This window comes from Sphingobium sp. TomTYG74 (genome assembly GCF_055393875.1).
In genome coordinates this window covers 2,293,871-2,314,504 of record NZ_AP027341.1, presented here as the reverse complement: position 1 = coordinate 2,314,504, position 20,634 = coordinate 2,293,871, and the positions used below count along the sequence as shown (strand labels likewise).

The window sequence follows — 20,634 nt, the reverse complement described above, 5'->3', positions numbered from 1 at the left end:
CGCCCGCCATGGCTCCGCCCTTCACCATCGCCGCGCTCTACCGCTTCGCCAGCTTCGCCGATCCGCAAGCACTGGGGGCACAGCTGCGCGACCTCTGCGCGCAGCTTGGCACATGCGGCACGCTGATCCTCGCCCGCGAAGGTATCAACGGCACCGTCGCGGGCAGCGAGCAGGCAATCGATGCCCTCCTCTCCCATATCCGCACCCTTCCGGGCTGCGCCGATCTGGACGTCAAATTCGCGACGGCGGACGAACCGCCCTTCGCCCGCATGAAGGTGAAAGTGAAGGCGGAGATCGTGACTCTGGGCGCAGGCGATCTCGACCCCGCCTCACAAGCCGGGCGCTATCTTGACCCCGCCGAATGGAACGCTTTGATCGCTGACCCCGACACGATCGTCATCGACACCCGCAACGCCTATGAGGTGGCGGTCGGCAGCTTCGAGAGCGCGATCGATCCCGGCACGCGATCCTTCCGCGAATTCCCCGCCTGGTTCGACCGCTTCGCAGAGCAGCTCCGGGAAGAAGGTCGCGAACCCCGCATCGCCATGTTCTGCACCGGCGGCATCCGCTGCGAAAAGTCCACGGCGCTTGTCCGCTCACGCGGCTTTGAGGATGTCTATCATCTGCGCGGCGGCATCCTGCGTTATCTGGAAGAAATGCCGGAAGAACAAAGCCGCTGGCAGGGCGACTGCTACGTCTTTGACGAGCGAGTGTCGGTCGGCCACGGCCTCACCCCCGGCAATCATATCATCTGCCGCGACTGCGGCCTCGCCCATCAACCTGATGCCGCGCATATATGCCCGGCGGGTGACGCCGCACCCTAAACCGTATAGCGGTGCAGCCCCGCCCCATGCTCCCGTAACCACGCACGGGCAGGCTTGGGGTCCTCCCCCAATATCCGCGCATGGGCGGCATGGAACGCCGGGCTGTGATTCATGTGCAGCAGATGCGCGAGTTCATGCGCCACCGTCGCGCGCCGAACATGCGGCGGACACAGGATCAGCCGCCAGCTATAGCGGATCGCCCCGCTCGACGCGCAACTCGCCCAGCGGCTGCGCGGATCGCCAATGCCGACCGAAGCCACGATCAACCCGTGATCGCCCGCCATCGCATGGCTCTCCTCTTCCAGCACCGCCTTCGCCCGCGCCTTCAGCCAGCGGAGCACACGCGGCCCGACCGACTCGCGCACGCCCCCCAGCATCAGCCGATCACCCTCAATGCGCACGGTACGCGAAGCCTCCGCCATCCAGCAGATCCGCACCTCCCGCCCTTCCAGCGGAAAGCATGTCCCATCCTCCAACCGCACCGTTGCAGGCAGCGCCGCCATCTGCGACCGGACCCAGCCCTCATGCCCCTGCGCCCATCCCAGCGCCCGGTTGAGATTGGCCCGCATCGGCAGTGACAGCCGCAATTCCCCGCGCGCATGATCCAGCGACAGGCGGTAGGCCTTCGCCCGCGCTGAACGGCGGATTCTAACCGGAACGGCAATGCCATCGACAGTGATGCTGCTGTCAGAGTTCCCGGTCGACAAGATGATTTTCCCAGTCGCCCGCATCCGCCTCAGCGATCGTCCAGCCGCGCACGGACTCCTTGGCGCGGTGCACCGCCTCCCGGTCGCCGCTGATCAGATAGTGCCAGGACGGCAACGGCTTGCCCTCACCCCGCAGCCGATAGGCACAAGTGCGCGGAAGCCAGCTGATCGTCTTCACCTTTTGCGGGGTCAGCCGAACGCAATCAGGCACGAAGCGCCGCCGTTCGCTATAATTGCTGCACTGTCCGCTATGCCGGTCGAGCAGGCGACAGGCGACGTTGGTCGGATAGACGCGCCCGGTATCCTCATCCTCCGCCTTGTGCAGGCAGCATTTGCCGCAGCCATCGCACAGCGCTTCCCACTCCGCGCGGTCCAGCTTGTCGAGGGGCTTTTCCCAGAAGTTCAAACCGTCACTTGACCCATTTTTCCAGGAAGGCGCGCACATTGTCTCGCCCTCCCTCATCTTGGTCCGGGGTCCCCGGATCGTCCACCGGAACCAGCGCCACCGGCTGGCCGTCCGGCCCAAACAAATAGGGCGTGCGAGTGTGACTGACCAGATACTCGCTGTCGCCCTTCACTTGTTCCTTATTAGCGATGACGACGAAATCCTTCGCCACCTTCGCGATCTCCTCCGGCGTCCCGGTGAGGCCGATCAGCTTGGGGGGAAAGGCCGCGACATAGGTCTTCAGAACGGCGGGCGTGTCACGCTCCGGATCGACGCTGATGAAGATCGGCTGCACTTTCGCCGCCCGCTCTGCATCCGCCTTCTCGAACTGCGAAAAGCCCTGCGTGATATGCTGCAGGTCCAGCGGGCAGACGTCGGGGCAATAGCTGTAGCCGAAATAGACCAGCCGGTACTTGCCCTTGAAATCGTCCCAGCGCACCTTCTTCCCGTCCTGGTCGGTCAGGGTAAAAGGCGCGCCGATACGTGCCCCGGCCAGATCGCCGCGCGTGCTCTCGGCCTCGCTTGATGCATTGCCGCCCGCACCCATATTACAGGCGGCCAGCAGGGCGGTGAGCGGCAGGATGAAGGATCGGATCGCTTTGTTCATGGCGCCGCCAGCCATGCCCTGCTATGGGCGCTATTGCAAATGCCAACGGGGCTTAATGACGATGATGAAGGCTTTTCCGGCTTGGATCGGCGCGGCGCGCGCAGCAGCTCTGGCGCTGACATTGCTCTCGCCAGTCGCGGCCCAGGCGCAATTTTCGGACAGCTATAATTTCCTGAAGGCAGTCAAGGACGCCGACGGGCAAAAGGTCACCGACCTTATCCAGAAGCCGGGATCGACCGTCATCAACAGCCGCGATGTGACCAGCGGCGAAACCGCGCTGCACCTCGTCATCGCCCGTCGCGACAATACCTGGCTGTCCTTCCTGCTCGCCAAGGGTGCCAATCCCAACCTTGCCGACAATCGTGGCAATACCCCGCTCATGAACGCGGTGCAGGCGCGGTTCGAGGATGGGGTCCGCACCCTGCTCGCGGGCGGTGCGCAAATCGACAAGACGAATGGCAGCGGCGAAACCCCACTGATCCGCGCCGTCCAGCTGCGTGACGTAGGGCTCGTCCGCCTGCTCGTCGCGCAGGGAGCGAATGCGGACAAGCGTGACACGATCGCAGGCATGTCCGCGCGCGACTATGCGGAACGGGACGCGCGCACCTCCGGGATTGTCGAAGTGTTGGCGGCATCAAAGCCAAAGGCCGCGCCTTCGGGGCCGGTGCAGGGTCCGACTTTTTAAGAGCATATCTCTCCCAGCCCCATTCAATTGAGCCGGTTTTAGAGAATCGTGCCCTGTAACAGGCTTACCTAACCCCGTTCGCCCTGAGCCTGTCGAGCCGAAGGCCGGCGAAGCCAACGGCTCTACTTCTTTTTAGGAAGAGTCAGCCCGAACGGGGTGGGGTGCTTCAGATAAAGGCACGATGCTCCACCCCCCTCGCCCGACACACCTTGTCTCACGCCCTCCACCTTCCCATCTCCTCTCCATCATCCTGAGCCCGGAGAGGCGACCATGGAGCGCAAGAACGACATCGAGAAAGCCTGGGAACAGGCCCTCGGCAATATCTTCCAGCCCTATACGCATGCGCCGCATGAAACGAAGAAGGCGCTGGAGTCATTCCATAGCGGCCTCACCAACAGCAGCTATGACATACGCCGCCACATGGCGCGGACAGCAGCGCGGCAGGGATCGACGGCGCTCCACCGCTTCCTGGCCGATGAATATTGGGGCACGCACCCACGCTGACGCCTATGATGGACGACCTTACGTCACCATCCCAGTTCGGCGGCATGATCGGGATCAGCCAGTGCGGTCAGCCGCCGCGCCGCCCGCCTTGCAAAACGCAGAGTCTCCGCTTTCCGCCGCGCCGCCGCCAGCGGTTCCACCGGCGCAGGCCGCAGCAGTTCGGCATCATATTGATCCGCGACGATCAGGCCCGTGCGCGCTGGCCATAAAGCCTCGCTATCAAACAGCGACAGGTCAAAGCCGGAAGGCACCGCCCAGAAAAAGCGATCGCAATAGTCGAGATAATCCGGCCATTTCATGTCACCCAGCAGGTCGGCACGGCTGCACTTGATCTCGACGATGCTGATCCGCCCCGCGCTGTCCAGCGCCATGATGTCGGCGCGGCGGCCATTGGGCAACGGCACTTCCAATATCCCGCTCATGTCGTGGCGGAAGAACAGCCGCAACGTGCCACGCGCCACGGCCAGCGCCGTGCCATCGGTCAGGGGAGAGCAGTCCCGATCAGGGGCGGGCATGGAAGAAACCGGACTCATGTCCATATCTTAGAACAAGAAGGGAACAAAAGAAAAGGCCGATTCAGTTTCCTGAACCGGCCCGCTGTCCTTGTGATGTGCGACCCGAGGATCAGCGATAAAAAATATGATTGTCGATCGAGGCCAGCTGGCGCTTGCCCCAGCCTGGGGAAACACGGCGGGCATGGAAAAACAGGGCGCCTTCGGCCTTGCTGTTCCAGCTGTCCTGCATCGCGATCTGCGCGATCGCGACAGCAGCACGCCAGCTTTCGCTGGCCATCGGGATGGTCGGCATGCCACGGCCACGGACGAAGCTGAACTGGCCTGGCTGATAGACGACGCCACACATGCTGTTGGCGAAACGCCCCGACTTCACGCGGTTGATGATGACACGGGCAACGGCCAACTGGCCTTCCAGGCTCTCGCCCTTCGCTTCGAAATAGACAGCGCCGGCGAGGCACTTCATGTCGCTATCCAGCTCCTCGGCTTCGCCATGCGCATCGACCAATGCGGCCAAATTGTCGGCGCGCACATCGGCGCTATCGGAAAGATTGGCCAGCGGCTGGGCGACTTCGCGCGGCGCGGCGAAAATAACAGCGGGCTTGGAAGCCGCCGGAGCTGTATTCAGCTCTTCATTCCCCGGAAGGGATACGACCGACGGAGCGACTTCACTAGCGCTCGACATATCGGCCGCTGTAACCGCGACGGTGGCGGTCAGGGCAAATGCCGCGGCAGTCGCGGCCTTCAAACGAAAACTCATTACAACTCAGAAACATGCGGTTCTTGGCCAGGGACGTCGGGAAAAACCCCATCACATAATCGACGTCAGGCCGCCCCCCGTCTGCGTGTTTACCTCCCCCGCCCCCCACGGGCGAATTTGGCAACCTGCGCGTTAAGCGTTGGGTGGGGCCAGTGCCTTTGCACCCGTTCAGAGTCAATGATTAACAGATCGTTTCAGCGGCGAACCGTTCCGCATCCGCGATATCGAGTTCCACGACCCACAGATCGGGGTCTGATCTCCGACGTCTCGCTATATATTGATTGAGGGAATCACTTCCCTCCTCCGGCGCGGGTCCGCAACGCTCCAGCCTATATCCACCGGCAAAGTCGGAAACCCGTTCGAACAGGCCCATAGCCTGCCCTCTTTCAGCGGTTTCGATAAGGATTGCGCCGCTAATCTCATCGCCCTTGACCAGCACCGTGGCAAAGCCCCCCAACCCGGCCGCGCGCCTTACCAGCACGCCGACCAGCATCGCGCTGGTCAGCCGGTCAGCCTGCATAGCCCGGCAGCGAAGACAGTGGAAATTGCGACCGCATGAAGGTGCCCGTTCCCCGGCCCACCTCTTCGCCGTCCATATCGATCAGGCTCGCTTCGGCGACGAACACCCGCCGCTTGCCGCTGATCCACCGCCCTTCGGCACGGATCCGGCCCGGCCCGATCGGGCGGGTGAACAGCAGGTTGAAGGCGGTCGTCAGCAGGAATCGATCGCTGACGAGGCTGTTCGCCGCATAAAAGGCGGCATCGTCCATCATCTTGAAATAGACGGTGCCATGAACCGCGCCCGCCGCGTGGAATTGTTCTTCATCGACATCGAACTCGATGATCGACCGGCCCGCCTCGGGAATCGTCAGCTCCGACCGGAACATCCGGTTGATCGGCGCGGAACGGTAGAGATTTTCCAGCGCACGGAAATGCGCCGCCTCGCCGCTCGGCGCGCCGTCCACCTCAGGCGGCGTCACGCGCTTCGCCACCGGCTAGCAACGCGTGCAGCGCCTCGGCCGACTTCGCCCCGCGCAGCCGCGCAACATGCCCCTCATCGCGCAGGTAGCGCGACACGCGGGCCAGCGTCTTCAGATGTTCCGCGCCGCTGTCGACCGGTGAAAGCAGGGCGAAAACGACGTCGACCGGCGCCTCATCGACCGCGTCAAAGCCAATTGGCGGATCGAGCAGCACGACGACGCCTCTCATCCGGTCCAGGCCAGGAATCTTGGCATGCGGGATGGCGACTCCGCCGCCAAAGCCGGTCGATCCCAGTCGTTCGCGCTCGAACAGCGCTTCCGATACGGCGTTCGCGTCTAGACCATAGGCGGACGCCGCCAGTTGTGCGATTTTCTGGAACAGCGGCTTCTTGCCGTTTGTCGAGACGTCCGTTGCAAGTGCATGCGGCGCGACGATGTCGTTGAAATGAACCATGACCAACCTGGAACAGCCGGAAGCGCGCTGCCCCTTAAAAACCGCGCTTGTCCGGGGATATAAAGCCCGGCCCCATAGGCTGCCTGCCGCTCTGGGTCAATGGCAGCCCGGGGCCGGACCCCTGTGTCAGGCACCTGTCAGGCGCGCGCTTCCAACCGCGGTTCCACCCATCCGATCGTTCCATCATGACGGCGATAGACCATGTTATAGGCGGATGTTCCGGCATTCAGGAACAGCAGCGCGTTGGTATTGCGCAGATCCAGCATCATCACCGCGTCAGATACGCTGGCTTCAGGAATATCGACCCGCGTTTCCGCCACGATCAGCGGCGCGTCGGCCGGTTCCTCCTCCTCCGGCGACGAAGCAAAGATGGTATAGCCCGCGCCGTCCAGCCCATTCAGCTCATATCCATTGGCCCGCTGAGCCTCTGCCGCCGCGGCTTGGGGGTGACGGTCCTTCAGACGGCGCATATACCGCCGCAGCTGCCGTTCGATCTTTTCCGCAGCCTGGTCGAACGCCGGATGCGCTTCCTGCGCTTCACCGGACCCTTTCAGGATCAGGCCGGTCATCACATGGCAGACGATATCGCAATGGAAGGCGCCGTGCGGCGCGGGCCGGAACGTGACATGAGCGGAAATCGTGCGCGAAAAATATTTCTCGGCCATGGCCTCCAGCCGGGTCGCAACATGCTCCTTAAGAGCGTCGCCCGTATCGACCTGATGCCCGGAAACACGAATATCCATATGCCTTCTCCTTGTTCTTGCCGGGCTGCAGGAGGCAGTCCGGGTGGGCGAAGCGTGAAGGGCAGTATGTCAGCCAGCCTTCAAGCCTCCTCCAGCCAGAGCGGCTTTTCCAGCGTCGCGACAAACGCTGCATGCCTCTCCAGCTCCATCGCGCTGGCCGCAAAGACCCGCGCGGGACGAACAGGGCGAACCGCGATACCGCTCGCAAGTTCCACCCGAATGGCGTCTTTATCCTCCTCTTGTGCAAGACCGAGGCCGATCTGACGGCCGCCGGTCAGTTCGATATACAGCTGCGCCAGCAATTCGGCGTCCAGCAAAGCGCCATGCTTTATGCGATGACTGCGATCGATGCCGTACCGGGTGCACAGCGCGTCCAGGCTATGCTTGGCGCCCGGATGCATCTGCCGCGCGATCGCGACCGTATCGATCATCCGGTGCATGCCGACTTCGGGCAGGCCGCACAGCTTCAGCTCATGGTTGAGGAAGCCGAAGTCGAACCGCGCATTGTGCGCGACCAGATGGCTGTCCTCCAGAAAATCCAGCAGCTCCTCCACCCCATGGGCGAAAAGCGGCTTGTCCTTCAGGAATATGTCCGACAGCCCATGAATCGCCTCGGCGGCGGCGGGCATCGCCCGCTGGGGATTATAATAAGCATGGAAGGTGCGGCCGGAAGGCACCCGGTTCACGAGTTCGATGCAACCGATTTCCACGAGCCGGTCGCCCGATACAGGGTCAAATCCGGTCGTTTCGGTGTCGAAAATAATCTCGCGCATGGACCTCTTCACACCGACTCTGCCGGGTTTTTCCTTATCGGCCTGTCTTTGATCCAAGGCAAGCCGCCAAGCGCCTCACCTGTGCCCGTGTGGCGGCAAATGTGGTGCCTGTATGGACGATATAGTCAGCCCGCCGCCGTTTTTCAGCATCGGGAGTCTGCAAGTGCAGGATTCTGCGAAATTTCGCCACCGTCATGCCCTTGCGCGCCAACACACGCTTGCGCTGCTTCCAGGCAGGCGCCGTCACGACGATGACTCCTGCCAAAGTCCGCTCCATATGGCTTTCGAACAGCAGCGGAATATCCAGCACGACAAAGGCGCGCGAGCGGTGGCGGCGCAGGAAAGCCATCCGCTCTTCCTTGACCGCCGGATGGACGATCGCTTCCAACGCCTTCAATTCTTGCGGATGTCCGAACACCGCCGCGCCCAGCTTCCCGCGATCCACACCCTCCGGCCCCGTCGTTCCGGGAAAACGCGCCTCGATGGCGGGCAACAGCCTTCCGCCAGGTCCCTGCAAACGATGCACCTCGGCGTCCGCATCGAACAGTGGCACCCCTTCCCGCCGCAGCATGGCGGCGACGGTCGACTTCCCCATGCCGATCGATCCGGTCAGCCCATAGATCTTCATGGCCTTCAGGCTGCCAGCAGCAGCGCGCGCAATTCATCGTCCCGGTCGCGTGGCGCCTGCGCATCGAAGAAAATATCGAACGCCAGCGCGGCCTGCCCGATCAGCATCTCCAGCCCATCCAACGCTTTCAAACCTTGCGCCCGCGCCGCCTTGAGCAGCTCGGTCTCCAGTGGCGCATAGACGATGTCATAAACCGTCGCATCGCGGGCCAGCGGCGACAGATCAAGATCAAGCACCGGTTGCCCCACCATGCCGAGCGAACTGGTGTTGACCAGCAGATCGGCCGCCGGAAGCGGATCGCCCATGCCGATCACCCGTCCCTTGACCTTCGCCCGGTCCAGCAACGCCTGCCCCTTGGCCGCATCACGCACCATGACGCTGATGTCCTCCACCCCCAGACTCGTCAGCGCAAACAGGATCGCCCGCGCCGCACCGCCCGCGCCGACCAGCACGGCGCTTGTCCCCGTCCACTTGTCGCGCAGCAGCGGCTGAAGGAATCCGCCCGCATCAGTATTGGTGCCGATCAACGGCCCGCCGGTCTCGCTGGCGATCGTGTTCATCGCCCCGATCCGCTCCCGAACGCCGCCCGGATCGTCGGTATAATCCATCACCGCGATCTTGTGCGGGATGGTGACATTGCACCCCAGCCAGTCCGGATCAGCCCGCCGCTCCAGGAAATAAGCGGACAGCCCCTCCGCCGTCACATGGGTCTTGCGATATTCCGCCTCAATCCCCAGGCAATCGAGCCAGAAATTATGGATGAGCGGCGATTTGCTGTGCGCGATCGGATCGCCGATCACTTCTGCATAGGGGAGATTGTCGGTCATGCTGGCAGAACGCCCCGCACACGCAGAAAGTCAAGCAGCGGCAGCAAGGGAAGCCCCTGAATCGCAAACTGGCTACCCTCAACCTTGCTGAACAGTTGGACGCCAGGCCCTTCGATCCGGTAATTGCCGACACACCAGCGGCAATGCTCCCATTCCTCGTCTAAATACTTAGCTATGAAACTATCTGACAACGTCCTTACCGTCATCCGCACCCGCTCGACGTGCCGCCAGATCGGTTCGCCATTCAATGCGATCACCGCCGCGCTATGCAAATGATGCACCCGCCCCGACAAGGACCGCAAGATTTGCTCCGCATCAGCGCGATCCACCGCCTTGTCGATCATGCTGCCATCATCCAGGCTCAACGTCTGGTCGCAGCCTAATATCAACCCGCCCGGCACCCGGCGCGACACCCGCAACGCCTTCAATTCCGCCAACGCATCAGCCAGAGCGCGCGCATCCAGTCCATCACCGCGCAGCGCTTCCTTCGCCGCCTCTTCATCGACACCGGGCGACATGGCCTCGAACGGCACACCCGCCGCCTGCAACAACGCCCGACGGCTCGCGCTTTGCGACGCCAGCACGATCATAGGTCACTCCCCTCCGCCAATACGCGGTCGTTGAACAGGTTGATGATCGCCGCCGCCGCTTCCTCGATCGATCGCCGCGTCATGTCGATGACCGGCCAGCCATTGTCCGCGAACATCCGCCGGGCAAAAGCCAATTCCTCCTGCACCTTATCCAGATCGACATAGCTGGTTTCCGGCGCCTGATTCAGCGACAGCAGCCGATTACGGCGTATCTGCACCAACCGCTCGGGACTGACCGTCAGCCCCACAACCATCGGATGCTTCAACCCATAAAGGCTACGCGGTGGCGGCGACTGCACCACCAGCGGAATGTTGGCCGTTTTGTACCCGCGATTGGCCAGATAGATGGAGGTCGGCGTCTTGGACGCGCGCGACACGCCCGCCAGAACGATGTCGGCCTCCTCCCAATTTTCATGCCCCACGCCATCGTCATGGGCGATGGTGAACTGGATCGCCTCGATCCGCGCGAAATAGGCTTCGTCTAGGATATGCTTACGCCCCGGCCGATTGCGCGTTTCCTGTCCCAAAATGTTGGAAAGCGCGTCCGTCACGCTGTCCAGCGCCGCAACATGCGGCAGGCCCAGCGCCCGGCAACGCGTCTCCAGCCGCCGCCGCAGCTGATGATTGGACAATGTGAAAAGCACCAACCCCGGATTAGCGGAAATCTCCTCCATGATCCGGTCGAGATGGACATCCGACCGCACCATCGGCCAGAAATGGCGCACCGCTTCCACATTTTCGAACGCGCCGATCGCGGCCTTGGCGATATTTTCCAGCGTCTCGCCGGTGGAGTCAGACAACAAATGCAGATGGATACGGGACATGACGCATATCTCTGTGGGGAGCCTGTGGATAAAGCAAGGGATAGGTTGCGGGCAAAACTACCCCTTTTGGGTAGTACCCATTGGCCGGAATCTTATCCACATGCCCTCAACAGGCCCTCATTTTCATCCACAGCCTGTGGATAGCGTGGATGACCCACACTGACTCGGTCCCGAATCCTTAGCGCTGGAGAGTCAAGCTGTTGGCAAATCCGGGCGCTGCGCATAAACCCCGCTACCAACTGCCCTACTATCTCCATCATCCTTTTAAGAATCTAAATAAGAGAGTTTATGACGGGACCAGATATCGGCCTTTCCGCTGGGCCTTCCAAGCCGCTGCTTTCCGTCCTTAAGGGGGAATGCCTTAGCCCACCGCCCATGTGGCTGATGCGCCAGGCGGGCCGCTACCTGCCCGAATATCGCGCCTTGCGGGCTGAAAAGGGTGGATTCCTCGAACTGGTCTATGACAGCCCCACCGCCGCCGAAGTCACGCTTCAGCCGCTGCACCGTTTCGGATTCGACGGCGCGATCCTCTTTTCCGACATTCTGATCGTGCCCTATGCCATGGGCCAGGATCTCTGGTTCGAGACGGGAGAGGGGCCACGCCTCGCCCCGATCCTCAGCGAAACCGATCTCCCATCACTCAAACCTGCTCTGAACCGCTACGAGGCCATCTATGAGACCGTCCGGCAGGTAAAGGCGGCGCTGGACCCGTCTGTCACTTTCCTCGGCTTTGCGGGCAGCCCCTGGACCATCTCGACCTATATGGTCGCCGGGCAGGGCAGTAAGGATCAGGGCGCGGCTCGACGCCTCGCCTATCAGGACCCTGAACGCTTCGGTGCGATCATCGACGCGATCATTGAATCTACCGTCACCTATCTCTCCGGCCAGATCGAGGCAGGGGTAGAGGCGGTGCAACTGTTCGACAGCTGGGCAGGCAGCCTCGCGCCGCTCCAGTTCGAACGCTGGGTGATCGAACCCAACCGGCGGATCGTGGAAAAGCTCAAAAGCCTTCATCCCAATATCCCCGTCATCGGCTTTCCCAAGGGCGCGGGCGCCAAACTCGCCGATTATGCGGCGGGTACGGGCGTCGATGCGATCGGCGTTGATGAAACCATCGATCCGCACTGGGCCAATCGCGTCCTGCCACAGGGCTTGCCGGTACAGGGCAATCTCGATCCGCTGGCGCTGATCGCCGGGGGCAGGGCGGTCGAACAATCGATCGACAATATCCGCGCGGCTTTTGCAGACCGTCCGCATATCCTCAACCTTGGCCATGGGATTCTTCCCGACACGCCCATCGCCCATGTCGAAGCGTTGATCGCCTATGTCCGGCAAGGAAAGAGAAGCTGATGCCCTATCTCGGAGCCGCCTATCTGTGGGTGAAGGCTGCCCATGTCATCTTCGTCATCTTCCTGATGGCCGGATTGTTCATGATGCCGCGCTTCTTCGTCTACCATCACCAATGCCCGGTGGGATCGGACGAGGACCGCAAATGGATCGATCGCGAGCGGCGCCTGCTCAAGATCATCCTCAACCCCTCGCTGATCCTCGTCTGGATCTTCGGCCTCATGCTGATGGTCGAAATCGGCGCTTGGCATTTTGGCTGGTTCCACCTGAAACTGCTCTTCGTCCTTGGGCTTTCCGCCTATCATGGTTGGATCGCAGGCTATGCGAAGAAGCTCGCCAGGGGTGAGCGCCCCTTGCCGGAGGGGAAGCTCCGTCTCATCAACGAAGTCCCCGGCATCGCCGCCGCGGTGATCGTCGTCGCGGTGATCGTCAAACCCTTCTGACACAAACTCCAACGCCGTCATGCCAGCGCAGCCCTGATCACGGGCAATCACCCCGCCCGTTCGGGCTGAGCTTGTCGAAGCCCTTTTCTTCTCTTGAAAGCAGGCCCAACGCGCACCGCATCTAACTAATTTCGCATGTCTACCGACATATTGTCCTGACGAAAGCCGCCGCTTATTTCCCTCGCCAAAGAATAAGGAGAGAGGGTCGTGACCAGCTTCGTTTTGCGGGCTTTTGGCGTGTTCAGCCGCCGCCGCTATATTCGCCAGCGCCTTGAAGAGATCAGACGGGAAAATGCAGGCTCAGGCGCCAGCAGCTTCACCGTGACCATGTAGGGAAGGGGACGGACGTCCCTACCGTTCAGGCCGGATCGACCGCGATATTGTCGATCAGCCGCGTCCGCCCCAATTTCGCCGCGCCCAACAGCCGCGCCGGACGATCCAGCACATTCATTGGCTCCAGCGTCACCGCATCGCACAGCGTCACATAATCAATGGGATCAAAGCCATGTGCGGCCAGCATCGTGATCGCCTTGGCAATCGCCGCCTCGACGCTCGCGCCCTTCTCCATCTGCCGCGCCGCTTCACCCAGCGCGCGGGGCAGGGCGAGCGCGTCCTTGCGTTCATCCTCGGTCAGATAGGCGTTGCGCGATGACAGAGCGAGGCCGTCCTCGGCCCGCTGCGTCGGTACGCCGATGATCTCGATCCGCATATCAAGGTCGCGCACCATCTGCCGGATCGTCGCGAGCTGCTGATAATCCTTCTCGCCGAACAGCGCGACATCGGGCTGCACCTGATTGAACAGCTTGGTGACCACCGTCGCCACCCCGTCAAAATGCCCCGGCCGAGCCGCGCCATCGAGTCCCTCGGTGACACCCGAGACAGAAATATTGGTCGCATAGCCCGCCGGATACATGACCTCGGCCGTCGGCGCCCACAGCGCATCGACTCCTGCCGCCTGGCACATCTGCGCATCCTTGGCTTCCCGGCGCGGATAAGCGTCCAGATCCTCATTGATCCCGAACTGCCGCGGGTTGACGAAGATCGACACCACCACATGCCCCGCATGCCGACGCGCTTCCTCGACCAGCGCCATATGGCCTTCATGCAGCGCGCCCATGGTCGGCACCAGAGCAACAGGCCGCCCATCGCTTTTCATCGCATCAATCGCGGATCGCAGGGAAGGAAGGTCACGCAGGGTTTGCACGGGACGAGGGGCTCCGATATGGCAGGGGTACGGGGACTATCCTGCTAAAGGCACGGCCCGGCAAGTGGGTCAAGAATCGTTGCGGCAATAAACGGGGTTATCAATGGGTCCGAACACCCAAACGCATCATATCGTCTTCGCCAATGAAAAGGGTGGGACCGGCAAATCGACCACCGCCGTGCATACCGCGATCGCCTTGACCGCGCTCGGCTACAAGGTCGGTATGATCGACCTCGATCCGCGCCAGCGCACTGTCACGCGCTACATGGAAAACCGCGCGGAAACGGCCCGCCGCCGCAACATCGACCTGCCCGCGCCTGACTTCGCGGTGTTGAAGGGCGACACGGTCGAGGCGCTGGAGGAAGAATCCGCCGCCGTCGCCGAGGGCAAGGATTTCCTCGTCGTCGACACCCCCGGCCGCGATGACCTGTTCGCCCGCCACATGGCCGCCCGCGCGAATACGCTGGTGACGCCGATGAACGACAGCTTCGTCGATTTCGACCTGATCGGCCAGGTTGACGCGGAAACCTTCAAGGTCCGCCGCCTGTCCTTCTATTCCGAACTCATCTTCGAAGCGCGCAAGACCCGCGCGAAGGCGGATGGCGTATCGATCGACTGGGTCGTGCTGCGCAATCGTGTCCAGCATCATGACGCCCGCAACAAGAAGCGCGTGGGCGACGCCCTCATGGAACTGTCCCGCCGCGTCGGATTCCGCGTGATCCCCGGCCTGTCGGAACGCGTCATCTTCCGCGAACTCTTCCCCTCCGGCCTTACCCTGCTCGACAAGGGCCATCTCGGCGACCTCGGCGTCAGCCACATCGCCGCCCGCCAGGAATTGCGCGAGATGGTGTCCGGCCTCGCCCTCCCCGCCCGTGAGGAAAATTCGCCGGTCGATCTTCTCGGCGCGGCCTGATGGGCCTTTTCGCCTTTCTTCTTCTCGGGCTGGCCGCCTGGCTCATCTGGACGGGACGTTTGCAGCGCATGAGTGTGAAGGATGGCATGGTTTTGGGCGGCGCGCTCGTCGGCGCGGTCATGGCGGCCAAAGGCAAGCCGCTCGCCGGAGCGCCCCTGCTCCTCGGCGCGGCGCTTTTCTTCCTGAACCAGTCGCAGCAGAAGAAAAAGCGATCCGCCGCTCCCAAAACAGCCCCCGACGCCCCCAGCATAGCAAGAGCGCGCGCCCTGCTCGGCGTGCCCGAAGATGCCGATGAGACCATGATCCGTACAGCCCACCGGCGTCTGATCGCCTCGGTCCATCCCGATCGCGGCGGCACCGAAGCCCTTGCGGCGGAAATCAACGCAGCCCGCGACCTGCTACTCGCCGAGCCCGAGAAAAAAGAAGCCGCCCGCCGCCGCTAAGGCTGTAGAACAGAACCCATGGCCCACCGCTTCCATCCCTCGCTGCTGCGCGAATATGACATGCGCGGCATCGTCGGCAAAACCATGGGAGTGGAAGACGCCTACGCGCTGGGCCGCAGCTTCGGCACGATCGTCAGGCGCAAAGGGGGATCATCGGTCGCGGTCGGCTATGACGGCCGCCTCAGCTCACCGATGCTGGAATCGGCCGTGGTCGATGGCCTTACCGACAGCGGGATCGACGCGCTGCGTATCGGCCTCGGCCCCACGCCAATGCTCTATTATGCCGAAGCGACGCTCGATGTTGATGGCGGCATCCAGATAACCGGCAGCCATAATCCCGCCGATCACAATGGCTTCAAGCTGGTACTTGCGCATGAAGCCTTTTTTGGTGCGGACATCACCAAAGTTGGCGCCATCGCGGCTGCGGGCGATTGGGAACAGGGCAGCGGCAGCCGCTCCACCATCGACATCATGGACCGCTATGTCGCCCGCCTGATGGAAGGGTTCGACGGCGGCGCGCTCCGCATCGGCTGGGACGCAGGCAATGGCGCCGCAGGCCCCGTCGTGGACAAGCTCGTCCAGCTGCTCCCGGGTGAGCATCACACGCTTTTCACCGAAATAGACGGCAATTTTCCCCATCATCACCCCGACCCGACAATCGAGGCGAATCTGGACGATCTGCGCGCCCTTGTCCTTGCCAACAACCTCCATTTCGGACTGGCATTCGACGGGGACGGCGACCGGATCGGCGTGGTCGATGGGCAGGGGCGCACAATCTGGGGCGACCAGCTGCTCTCCTTGTTCGCCGAACCCGTGCTGCTGGACAGGCCCGGCGCCACCATCGTCGCCGATGTGAAATCAAGCCAGGCTCTGTTCGATCGCGTGGCGGCGCTGGGCGGCACGCCGCTGATGTGGAAGACCGGCCACAGCCTCATCAAATCGAAGATGAAGGAAATCGGCAGCCCGCTGGGTGGCGAGATGACCGGCCATATCTTCTTCGCCGACGATTATTATGGCTTCGACGATGGCCTTTACGCGGCCGTGCGCCTGATCCGGCTGGTGAGTCGCCTTGGCAAGAGCGTGACCGCTCTTCATGACGCGCTGCCGCCGCTGGTAAACACACCCGAATTGCGGTTCCCGGTCGATGAAGACCAAAAATTCGCGATAGTCGCAGAGATCGTCTCGCACTTGCGGGCGGAAGGTGCGAGCGTCAACGCCATTGATGGTGCCCGGGTCACGACCGAAGATGGCTGGTGGCTGCTGCGCGCATCCAACACGCAGTCGGAACTGGTGGCGAGAATCGAATCGACGAATCAGCAAGGGCTCGATCGTCTGCGAGCCGATCTTTTCAGCCACTTGTCCAAATCAGTGCCAGATTTTCCGGGTTGAACCGCGGCGCCAAATGCGACCATTCCCGAATATCCGCCCAATCGGCTTTCAGCTTTCCGCTACGGATTCTACCCAAATTTTAACAGTTGCAATAAACGCAACCGTATACTTGTTTTTCGCAGTTGCGAAAGAAATCGTCGCACCGCAAAAGGAACGGGCCTTTCAGGCATCCTCTCCTAAAACTTTCCAAGCCGTCCTTCGGGGCGGCTTTTTTTTTCGTCAGACATGCCAGAGTGCTTGGCGAACGGGAAATTAACCATATTGCTGCCATAGAGCGCGATGATATTGCGTGCCCGGCGCCGCAACGGGGTTAAAAAAAGGGGGAATTGCATGTTTTCAGGCCGCCGCACTGCTGCCACCACTTTATTGTTTGCGGGGTTTCTGGCTCTTCCCATGCCCGCACTCGCCGGCGGCTTCTACCTTCAGGAACAATCGCCCAAGGAAACGGGCCGGGCCTTGTCCGGGGCTGGCGCGGCGGCGGACGATCCGTCCGCACTCTATTTCAATCCCGCCGCGATCACCGAACTTCCGGGCGTGCAATTATCGACAGGTGTGATCGCGCTATTCCCTACCGCACAGCAATCAAACCAGGGGAGCGACCGCACCGTGCCGGGCCAGTCCGGCGTAAACGTTCCGGTAACGGGCAATTCGGGCGGCAATCCGTTTCATAAGGTGATTCCGGTGCCCAGCTTCTATGTCACGGGTCAGGTAACGGACCGGCTGTGGCTCGGTGTCGGCGTCAACGCCCCGTTCGGGCTGAAGCTCGATTATGATGACGGCTTTTTCGGCCGCTATGACTCGCTGCACACCGACCTTAAGACTTACAATCTTCAAACGTCTGCCGCCTACAAGCTCGATGATCACTTCTCGATCGGCGGCGGGGTGGACGTCCAATATGTGAAGGTCACACTGACTAACGCCCTGCCGCAGCTTTCCCCGTTGATCCCCACGGACGGCTTGGCCACCGCCAAGGGCAATGACTGGAGCATTGGTTGGAATGCGGGGCTTTTCTACACCGATGGCAGGACCAATTTAGGGCTCTCCTATCATTCGGGTATCGGCCACGATATCACGGGCACGCAGACCCTTTCAGGCCTTCAGAGCCTGTTGGCATCCCAGAATGGCAGCAGCGACCTCACCGCGCCGCTTGAACTTCCCGATATCGTGACGGTCGGCTTCATGCATCGGCTGACGCCCAGCCTTCGCGCCATGATCAGCGCGCGCTGGTATAATTGGTCGGTCTTCAAATCGATCGCGATCACGGCGGCTGGCCGCACCTCCGTCAAGGAACTGGATTACAAGGACAGCTATAGCGTCAGCCTGGGCGGCGAATATGACATCAGCCCGGCCCTTACCCTGCGCGCGGGCACGATGTTCGATCGCTCGCCCACCAATCCTCAGCATTTGACGACGCGGGTCCCCGATGGCGATCGGACCTGGTTGTCGGCTGGTGCGACCTATAATATCTCGCCCGCCCTTTCGCTGAACCTCAGCTATGCGCATAATTTCGTGGAAGAGGCGACGGTCAATCGTCCCGACGTCTATTATGCCGGGACTGCGGCGGCGACCACCGTCACCACCCGGTCTCGTACCAGCGGCAATGCCGACCAGATCGCCGCATCGGTGACGGCGCGCTTCTAACTTGGCTCGTGAATCACTATAGGGGCTCCATCAGCACGGAGCCCCTAATTCATGTCCGACCATAATCCCGGCCTGCGTCCCTGGCGCGACATCGCCCGTCGCCCATGCCGCCAGATCATGGTGGGCAATGTGCCCGTCGGCGGTGGCGCGCCCGTCAGTGTGCAGACGATGACCAACACGCTGACGCATGACGTCAAGGCGACGATCGACCAGATCCGCCGCTGCGAGGATGCAGGCGTGGACATCATCCGCGTATCCTGCCCGGACGAGGAATCCACCGCAGCGCTCAAGCAGATCGTGCGTGCCGCCCGCGTACCGATCGTCGCCGACATCCATTTCCACTATAAGCGCGCGCTCGAAGCCGCTGACGCAGGCGCGGCTTGCCTCCGCATCAATCCCGGCAACATCGGGTCGGAAGCGCGCGTCAAGGAAGTGGTCGATGCCGCCAAGTCCAATGGCTGCGCGATCCGCATCGGCGTCAATGCGGGCAGCCTCGAAAAGGACCTGCTCGAAAAATATGGCGAACCCTGCCCGGAAGCACTGGTCGAAAGCGCGCTCGATCATATCAAGCTGCTCCAGGACCAGGACTTCCACGAATATAAGGTGGCGGTAAAGGCGAGCGACGTCTTCCTCGCCGTCGCCGCCTATATGCAGCTCGCCGACGCCGTCGACTGCCCGCTCCATCTTGGCATCACCGAAGCGGGCGGCCTGATCGGCGGCACGGTCAAAAGCGCGATCGGCATCGGCAATCTCCTCTGGGCCGGGATCGGTGACACGATCCGCGTCTCCCTCTCCGCAGAACCGGAAGAGGAAGTGCGCGTCGGCTATGAAATCCTCAAATCCCTTGGCATCCGCACGCGCGGGGTCAAGGTCATCTCCTGCCCCAGCTGCGCGCGTCAGGGTTTCGACGTCATCCGCACCGTGCAGGCGCTGGAGGAACGGCTCCAGCATATCCACACGCCACTATCGCTCTCGGTGCTGGGCTGCGTCGTCAACGGCCCCGGCGAAGCGCGTGAAACCGACATCGGCCTCACCGGCGGCGGCGCGGGCAAGCATATGGTCTATCTCTCTGGCCTCACCGACCACACCATTCAGGACGAAGGCATGATCGACCATATCGTTGGGCTGGTCGAAGCCAAGGCGGCGGAGATCGAAGCGGCCAAGCTCGAGGCGGAAGCGACCGACGCAGGCCGGGCAGAAGCGGCGGAATAGGGCAGGGGGCATCCCGCCGCACCTAGCCCACTCGCCGCCGTCACCTTTATGGGTAAGGCACGGTCCTTCAAGCCACCCCACCCTCCCGTTCGGGCTGAGCCTGTCGAAGCCCTTTCCTTCTTCTCTTTCCCCCGCTCGAAAGTGCCGAGCGCCATGACCGTCACCCCCATGCCATGAACCCATGACCCAACCCCGCTCCCTCGCCATCCCCTTCGCGGTCTGCTGTGTCGCCGTCCTGCTTTTCGCCATCATGGACGCGGCGATGAAGGGATTGAGCCTCTCCATCGGCCTCTTCAACGCCCTGTTCTGGCGCGCGCTAGCCGGAACGCTGCTCGGCCTTGCGATCATGCTGCCGGGCCGCCACCGTTGGCCAACCAAGCCGGTCCTGCGCCTGCATATCCTGCGCGGCTGTGTCGTAACGCTGATGGCCAGCCTCTTTTTCTTCGCGCTGATGCGCATGCCGCTCGCCGAAGCCATCGCGCTGTCCTTCATCGCGCCGCTCATCGCCCTTTATCTTGCCGCGCTGCTGCTGGGCGAACGGATCGGTAAGCGCGCCATCAGCGCCTCTCTCCTCGGGCTCGTCGGCGTCGCGGTGATCCTGTCGGGCCGAATGCAAGACAGCTATAACTGGGACGCCCTGCTTGGCGCCGCCGCCGTGCTGATTTCGGCGGTCCTTTTCGCCTGGAACCTCATCATCCAGCGGCAGCAGGCGCAGCTTTCCTCCCCCGTCGAAGTCGCCTTCTTCCAGCATTGCGTCATGCTCATCCTCTTTGGCCTGTGCGCGGCAGCCGCATGGGCCGCGCCGACTCTCGTGCCGCTGCAACTTGACCTGCCCCGGCCGGGTTCCTCTTTGCTGATCGTCGCCTGCGCGGGTTTCGCCTTCACCTCGCTCGCCGCCTTCGCCTGGGCCTATGCGCGGGCAGAGGCGCAGCACCTCATCCCGGTCGAATATACCGCCTTCATCTGGGCAGCGATCATCGGCTGGCTCGCCTTCGGCGAACGGCTGACCCTCACCACCCTCGCGGGCGCGGCGCTGATCGTCGCAGGCTGCCTCCTCGCCCTGCGCGCATCTCCGCCAGCGCAAATGCATGAAGGAATCACATGATTCGTGTTTCGGCGGGAATCGCGTTTTTGTCGCCACTTCATTCATGACTTTCCCACGACCAGCCGAAACGCCGG

At 62.4% G+C, this 20,634-nt stretch carries 27 protein-coding genes; 12 read left to right on the top strand and 15 right to left on the bottom strand.

Annotated elements, in window-relative coordinates; genetic code table 11:
- The first annotated feature begins 8 nt into the window (after window positions 1-8).
- Window positions 9-824, top strand: coding sequence for an oxygen-dependent tRNA uridine(34) hydroxylase TrhO (gene trhO, locus ACZ5TB_RS11695; protein WP_464791361.1), 816 nt, complete (start codon window positions 9-11; stop codon window positions 822-824).
- Here trhO and ACZ5TB_RS11690 read toward each other — a convergent pair.
- The 3 genes from ACZ5TB_RS11690 to ACZ5TB_RS11680 are packed head-to-tail and all read right to left on the bottom strand — an operon-like array spanning window position 821 to window position 2,598.
- Window positions 821-1,555, bottom strand: coding sequence for a M48 family metallopeptidase (locus ACZ5TB_RS11690; RefSeq protein ID WP_464791360.1), 735 nt, complete (start codon window positions 1,553-1,555; stop codon window positions 821-823). The two genes, trhO and ACZ5TB_RS11690, sit on opposite strands and share 4 nt — an antisense overlap.
- The gene (locus tag ACZ5TB_RS11685) at window positions 1,512-1,937 is read right to left on the bottom strand and encodes a YcgN family cysteine cluster protein (protein WP_230463201.1); all 426 of its coding nucleotides are present in this window, start codon (window positions 1,935-1,937) and stop codon (window positions 1,512-1,514) included. Before ACZ5TB_RS11685 ends, ACZ5TB_RS11690 begins: the two co-directional genes overlap by 44 nt.
- 4 nt (window positions 1,938-1,941) lie before the next feature.
- On the bottom strand, window positions 1,942-2,598 hold the full coding sequence (locus ACZ5TB_RS11680; protein ID WP_464791359.1) for an SCO family protein: 657 nt from the start codon (window positions 2,596-2,598) through the stop codon (window positions 1,942-1,944).
- Between the two features lie 46 nt (window positions 2,599-2,644).
- Between ACZ5TB_RS11680 and ACZ5TB_RS11675 the strand changes: the two genes are divergently transcribed.
- Both ACZ5TB_RS11675 and ACZ5TB_RS11670 read left to right on the top strand, forming a co-directional pair.
- Entirely contained in the window at window positions 2,645-3,268 is a 624-nt protein-coding gene (locus ACZ5TB_RS11675) for an ankyrin repeat domain-containing protein (RefSeq protein WP_464792544.1), read from the top strand.
- 270 nt (window positions 3,269-3,538) lie between these two features.
- Complete coding sequence (locus ACZ5TB_RS11670; protein ID WP_464778494.1) at window positions 3,539-3,772, top strand: hypothetical protein; 234 nt, start codon at window positions 3,539-3,541, stop codon at window positions 3,770-3,772.
- Window positions 3,773-3,795: 23 nt separating this feature from the next.
- Here ACZ5TB_RS11670 and ACZ5TB_RS11665 read toward each other — a convergent pair whose 3' ends face one another.
- The 11 genes from ACZ5TB_RS11665 to ACZ5TB_RS11615 all read right to left on the bottom strand — a co-directional run bounded on the left by ACZ5TB_RS11665 (window position 3,796) and on the right by ACZ5TB_RS11615 (window position 10,863).
- Window positions 3,796-4,305, bottom strand: coding sequence for an MmcB family DNA repair protein (locus tag ACZ5TB_RS11665; protein WP_449474528.1), 510 nt, complete (start codon window positions 4,303-4,305; stop codon window positions 3,796-3,798).
- Window positions 4,306-4,396: 91 nt separating this feature from the next.
- Window positions 4,397-5,044 carry a cell wall hydrolase gene (locus tag ACZ5TB_RS11660; RefSeq protein WP_464791358.1) on the bottom strand — a complete coding sequence of 216 codons (648 nt, stop codon included), beginning with the start codon at window positions 5,042-5,044 and terminating at the stop codon, window positions 4,397-4,399.
- Window positions 5,045-5,225: 181 nt separating this feature from the next.
- The gene (locus ACZ5TB_RS11655) at window positions 5,226-5,564 is read right to left on the bottom strand and encodes a DUF1491 family protein (RefSeq protein ID WP_464791357.1); all 339 of its coding nucleotides are present in this window, start codon (window positions 5,562-5,564) and stop codon (window positions 5,226-5,228) included.
- Window positions 5,554-6,036: a PaaI family thioesterase gene (locus ACZ5TB_RS11650; protein WP_464778497.1), complete on the bottom strand. Its 483-nt coding sequence runs from the start codon at window positions 6,034-6,036 to the stop codon at window positions 5,554-5,556. Before ACZ5TB_RS11650 ends, ACZ5TB_RS11655 begins: the two co-directional genes overlap by 11 nt.
- Complete coding sequence (locus ACZ5TB_RS11645) at window positions 6,011-6,478, bottom strand: PTS sugar transporter subunit IIA (protein WP_464778498.1); 468 nt, start codon at window positions 6,476-6,478, stop codon at window positions 6,011-6,013. Before ACZ5TB_RS11645 ends, ACZ5TB_RS11650 begins: the two co-directional genes overlap by 26 nt.
- Window positions 6,479-6,615: 137 nt before the next feature.
- On the bottom strand, window positions 6,616-7,221 hold the full coding sequence (gene hpf, locus ACZ5TB_RS11640) for a ribosome hibernation-promoting factor, HPF/YfiA family (protein ID WP_464778499.1): 606 nt from the start codon (window positions 7,219-7,221) through the stop codon (window positions 6,616-6,618).
- 80 nt (window positions 7,222-7,301) lie between these two features.
- Window positions 7,302-7,994 (bottom strand): DNA polymerase III subunit epsilon, encoded by a 693-nt coding sequence (gene dnaQ / locus ACZ5TB_RS11635; protein ID WP_464791356.1) that lies wholly within the window; start codon window positions 7,992-7,994, stop codon window positions 7,302-7,304.
- 34 nt (window positions 7,995-8,028) lie between these two features.
- The gene (coaE, locus tag ACZ5TB_RS11630) at window positions 8,029-8,622 is read right to left on the bottom strand and encodes a dephospho-CoA kinase (protein WP_464778501.1); all 594 of its coding nucleotides are present in this window, start codon (window positions 8,620-8,622) and stop codon (window positions 8,029-8,031) included.
- Window positions 8,623-8,627: 5 nt separating this feature from the next.
- Complete coding sequence (gene aroE / locus ACZ5TB_RS11625; RefSeq protein ID WP_464778502.1) at window positions 8,628-9,449, bottom strand: shikimate dehydrogenase; 822 nt, start codon at window positions 9,447-9,449, stop codon at window positions 8,628-8,630.
- Entirely contained in the window at window positions 9,446-10,039 is a 594-nt protein-coding gene (locus tag ACZ5TB_RS11620) for a Maf family protein (RefSeq protein WP_449474537.1), read from the bottom strand. Before ACZ5TB_RS11620 ends, aroE begins: the two co-directional genes overlap by 4 nt.
- The gene (locus ACZ5TB_RS11615; protein WP_196224922.1) at window positions 10,036-10,863 is read right to left on the bottom strand and encodes a pyruvate, water dikinase regulatory protein; all 828 of its coding nucleotides are present in this window, start codon (window positions 10,861-10,863) and stop codon (window positions 10,036-10,038) included. Before ACZ5TB_RS11615 ends, ACZ5TB_RS11620 begins: the two co-directional genes overlap by 4 nt.
- A 288-nt stretch (window positions 10,864-11,151) precedes the next feature.
- Here ACZ5TB_RS11615 and hemE point away from each other — a divergent pair, with 288 nt between their 5' ends.
- The 3 genes from hemE (at window position 11,152) to ACZ5TB_RS11600 (ending at window position 12,986) form a co-directional block, all read left to right on the top strand.
- Window positions 11,152-12,213: a uroporphyrinogen decarboxylase gene (gene hemE / locus ACZ5TB_RS11610; protein WP_464791355.1), complete on the top strand. Its 1,062-nt coding sequence runs from the start codon at window positions 11,152-11,154 to the stop codon at window positions 12,211-12,213.
- Complete coding sequence (locus ACZ5TB_RS11605) at window positions 12,213-12,653, top strand: CopD family protein (protein ID WP_464791354.1); 441 nt, start codon at window positions 12,213-12,215, stop codon at window positions 12,651-12,653. The genes hemE and ACZ5TB_RS11605 overlap by 1 nt, the downstream gene beginning before the upstream one ends.
- Window positions 12,654-12,860: 207 nt before the next feature.
- Window positions 12,861-12,986: a hypothetical protein gene (locus ACZ5TB_RS11600; RefSeq protein WP_464791353.1), complete on the top strand. Its 126-nt coding sequence runs from the start codon at window positions 12,861-12,863 to the stop codon at window positions 12,984-12,986.
- Between the two features lie 25 nt (window positions 12,987-13,011).
- On the opposite strand, the gene panC is transcribed toward ACZ5TB_RS11600, so the two are convergent.
- Complete coding sequence (panC, locus tag ACZ5TB_RS11595; protein ID WP_464791352.1) at window positions 13,012-13,857, bottom strand: pantoate--beta-alanine ligase; 846 nt, start codon at window positions 13,855-13,857, stop codon at window positions 13,012-13,014.
- Window positions 13,858-13,960: 103 nt separating this feature from the next.
- Here panC and ACZ5TB_RS11590 point away from each other — a divergent pair, with 103 nt between their 5' ends.
- The 6 genes from ACZ5TB_RS11590 (at window position 13,961) to ACZ5TB_RS11565 (ending at window position 20,560) form a co-directional block, all read left to right on the top strand.
- Entirely contained in the window at window positions 13,961-14,770 is an 810-nt protein-coding gene (locus ACZ5TB_RS11590) for a division plane positioning ATPase MipZ (RefSeq protein ID WP_449474542.1), read from the top strand.
- The gene (locus ACZ5TB_RS11585; protein WP_464778508.1) at window positions 14,770-15,213 is read left to right on the top strand and encodes a J domain-containing protein; all 444 of its coding nucleotides are present in this window, start codon (window positions 14,770-14,772) and stop codon (window positions 15,211-15,213) included. Before ACZ5TB_RS11590 ends, ACZ5TB_RS11585 begins: the two co-directional genes overlap by 1 nt.
- A gap of 18 nt (window positions 15,214-15,231) precedes the next feature.
- Window positions 15,232-16,602 (top strand): phosphoglucomutase/phosphomannomutase PgmG, encoded by a 1,371-nt coding sequence (gene pgmG, locus ACZ5TB_RS11580; protein ID WP_464791351.1) that lies wholly within the window; start codon window positions 15,232-15,234, stop codon window positions 16,600-16,602.
- 393 nt (window positions 16,603-16,995) lie between these two features.
- Window positions 16,996-18,243, top strand: a complete 1,248-nt coding sequence (locus ACZ5TB_RS11575) for an OmpP1/FadL family transporter (protein WP_464791350.1) — start codon at window positions 16,996-16,998, stop codon at window positions 18,241-18,243.
- A gap of 51 nt (window positions 18,244-18,294) precedes the next feature.
- Window positions 18,295-19,455 (top strand): flavodoxin-dependent (E)-4-hydroxy-3-methylbut-2-enyl-diphosphate synthase, encoded by a 1,161-nt coding sequence (ispG, locus tag ACZ5TB_RS11570; RefSeq protein WP_464791349.1) that lies wholly within the window; start codon window positions 18,295-18,297, stop codon window positions 19,453-19,455.
- A gap of 181 nt (window positions 19,456-19,636) precedes the next feature.
- Complete coding sequence (locus ACZ5TB_RS11565) at window positions 19,637-20,560, top strand: DMT family transporter (protein ID WP_464791348.1); 924 nt, start codon at window positions 19,637-19,639, stop codon at window positions 20,558-20,560.
- Window positions 20,561-20,634 lie beyond the last annotated feature (74 nt).

Coding starts and splice junctions, on each gene's coding strand:
- ACZ5TB_RS11565 (WP_464791348.1), top strand. CDS start 19,637: ATGACCCAACCCCGCTCCCTCGCCATCCCCTTCGCGGTCTGCTGTGTC.
- ACZ5TB_RS11575 (WP_464791350.1), top strand. CDS start 16,996: ATGCCCGCACTCGCCGGCGGCTTCTACCTTCAGGAACAATCGCCCAAG.
- ACZ5TB_RS11620 (WP_449474537.1), bottom strand. CDS start 10,039: ATGATCGTGCTGGCGTCGCAAAGCGCGAGCCGTCGGGCGTTGTTGCAG.
- ispG (WP_464791349.1), top strand. CDS start 18,295: ATGTCCGACCATAATCCCGGCCTGCGTCCCTGGCGCGACATCGCCCGT.
- aroE (WP_464778502.1), bottom strand. CDS start 9,449: ATGACCGACAATCTCCCCTATGCAGAAGTGATCGGCGATCCGATCGCG.
- dnaQ (WP_464791356.1), bottom strand. CDS start 7,994: ATGCGCGAGATTATTTTCGACACCGAAACGACCGGATTTGACCCTGTA.
- trhO (WP_464791361.1), top strand. CDS start 9: ATGGCTCCGCCCTTCACCATCGCCGCGCTCTACCGCTTCGCCAGCTTC.
- coaE (WP_464778501.1), bottom strand. CDS start 8,622: ATGAAGATCTATGGGCTGACCGGATCGATCGGCATGGGGAAGTCGACC.
- ACZ5TB_RS11590 (WP_449474542.1), top strand. CDS start 13,961: ATGGGTCCGAACACCCAAACGCATCATATCGTCTTCGCCAATGAAAAG.
- ACZ5TB_RS11660 (WP_464791358.1), bottom strand. CDS start 5,044: ATGAGTTTTCGTTTGAAGGCCGCGACTGCCGCGGCATTTGCCCTGACC.
- ACZ5TB_RS11680 (WP_464791359.1), bottom strand. CDS start 2,598: ATGGCTGGCGGCGCCATGAACAAAGCGATCCGATCCTTCATCCTGCCG.
- ACZ5TB_RS11615 (WP_196224922.1), bottom strand. CDS start 10,863: ATGTCCCGTATCCATCTGCATTTGTTGTCTGACTCCACCGGCGAGACG.
- ACZ5TB_RS11665 (WP_449474528.1), bottom strand. CDS start 4,305: ATGAGTCCGGTTTCTTCCATGCCCGCCCCTGATCGGGACTGCTCTCCC.
- hemE (WP_464791355.1), top strand. CDS start 11,152: ATGACGGGACCAGATATCGGCCTTTCCGCTGGGCCTTCCAAGCCGCTG.
- pgmG (WP_464791351.1), top strand. CDS start 15,232: ATGGCCCACCGCTTCCATCCCTCGCTGCTGCGCGAATATGACATGCGC.
- ACZ5TB_RS11605 (WP_464791354.1), top strand. CDS start 12,213: ATGCCCTATCTCGGAGCCGCCTATCTGTGGGTGAAGGCTGCCCATGTC.
- ACZ5TB_RS11670 (WP_464778494.1), top strand. CDS start 3,539: ATGGAGCGCAAGAACGACATCGAGAAAGCCTGGGAACAGGCCCTCGGC.
- ACZ5TB_RS11675 (WP_464792544.1), top strand. CDS start 2,645: ATGATGAAGGCTTTTCCGGCTTGGATCGGCGCGGCGCGCGCAGCAGCT.
- ACZ5TB_RS11690 (WP_464791360.1), bottom strand. CDS start 1,555: ATGCGGGCGACTGGGAAAATCATCTTGTCGACCGGGAACTCTGACAGC.
- ACZ5TB_RS11585 (WP_464778508.1), top strand. CDS start 14,770: ATGGGCCTTTTCGCCTTTCTTCTTCTCGGGCTGGCCGCCTGGCTCATC.
- ACZ5TB_RS11655 (WP_464791357.1), bottom strand. CDS start 5,564: ATGCAGGCTGACCGGCTGACCAGCGCGATGCTGGTCGGCGTGCTGGTA.
- hpf (WP_464778499.1), bottom strand. CDS start 7,221: ATGGATATTCGTGTTTCCGGGCATCAGGTCGATACGGGCGACGCTCTT.
- ACZ5TB_RS11645 (WP_464778498.1), bottom strand. CDS start 6,478: ATGGTTCATTTCAACGACATCGTCGCGCCGCATGCACTTGCAACGGAC.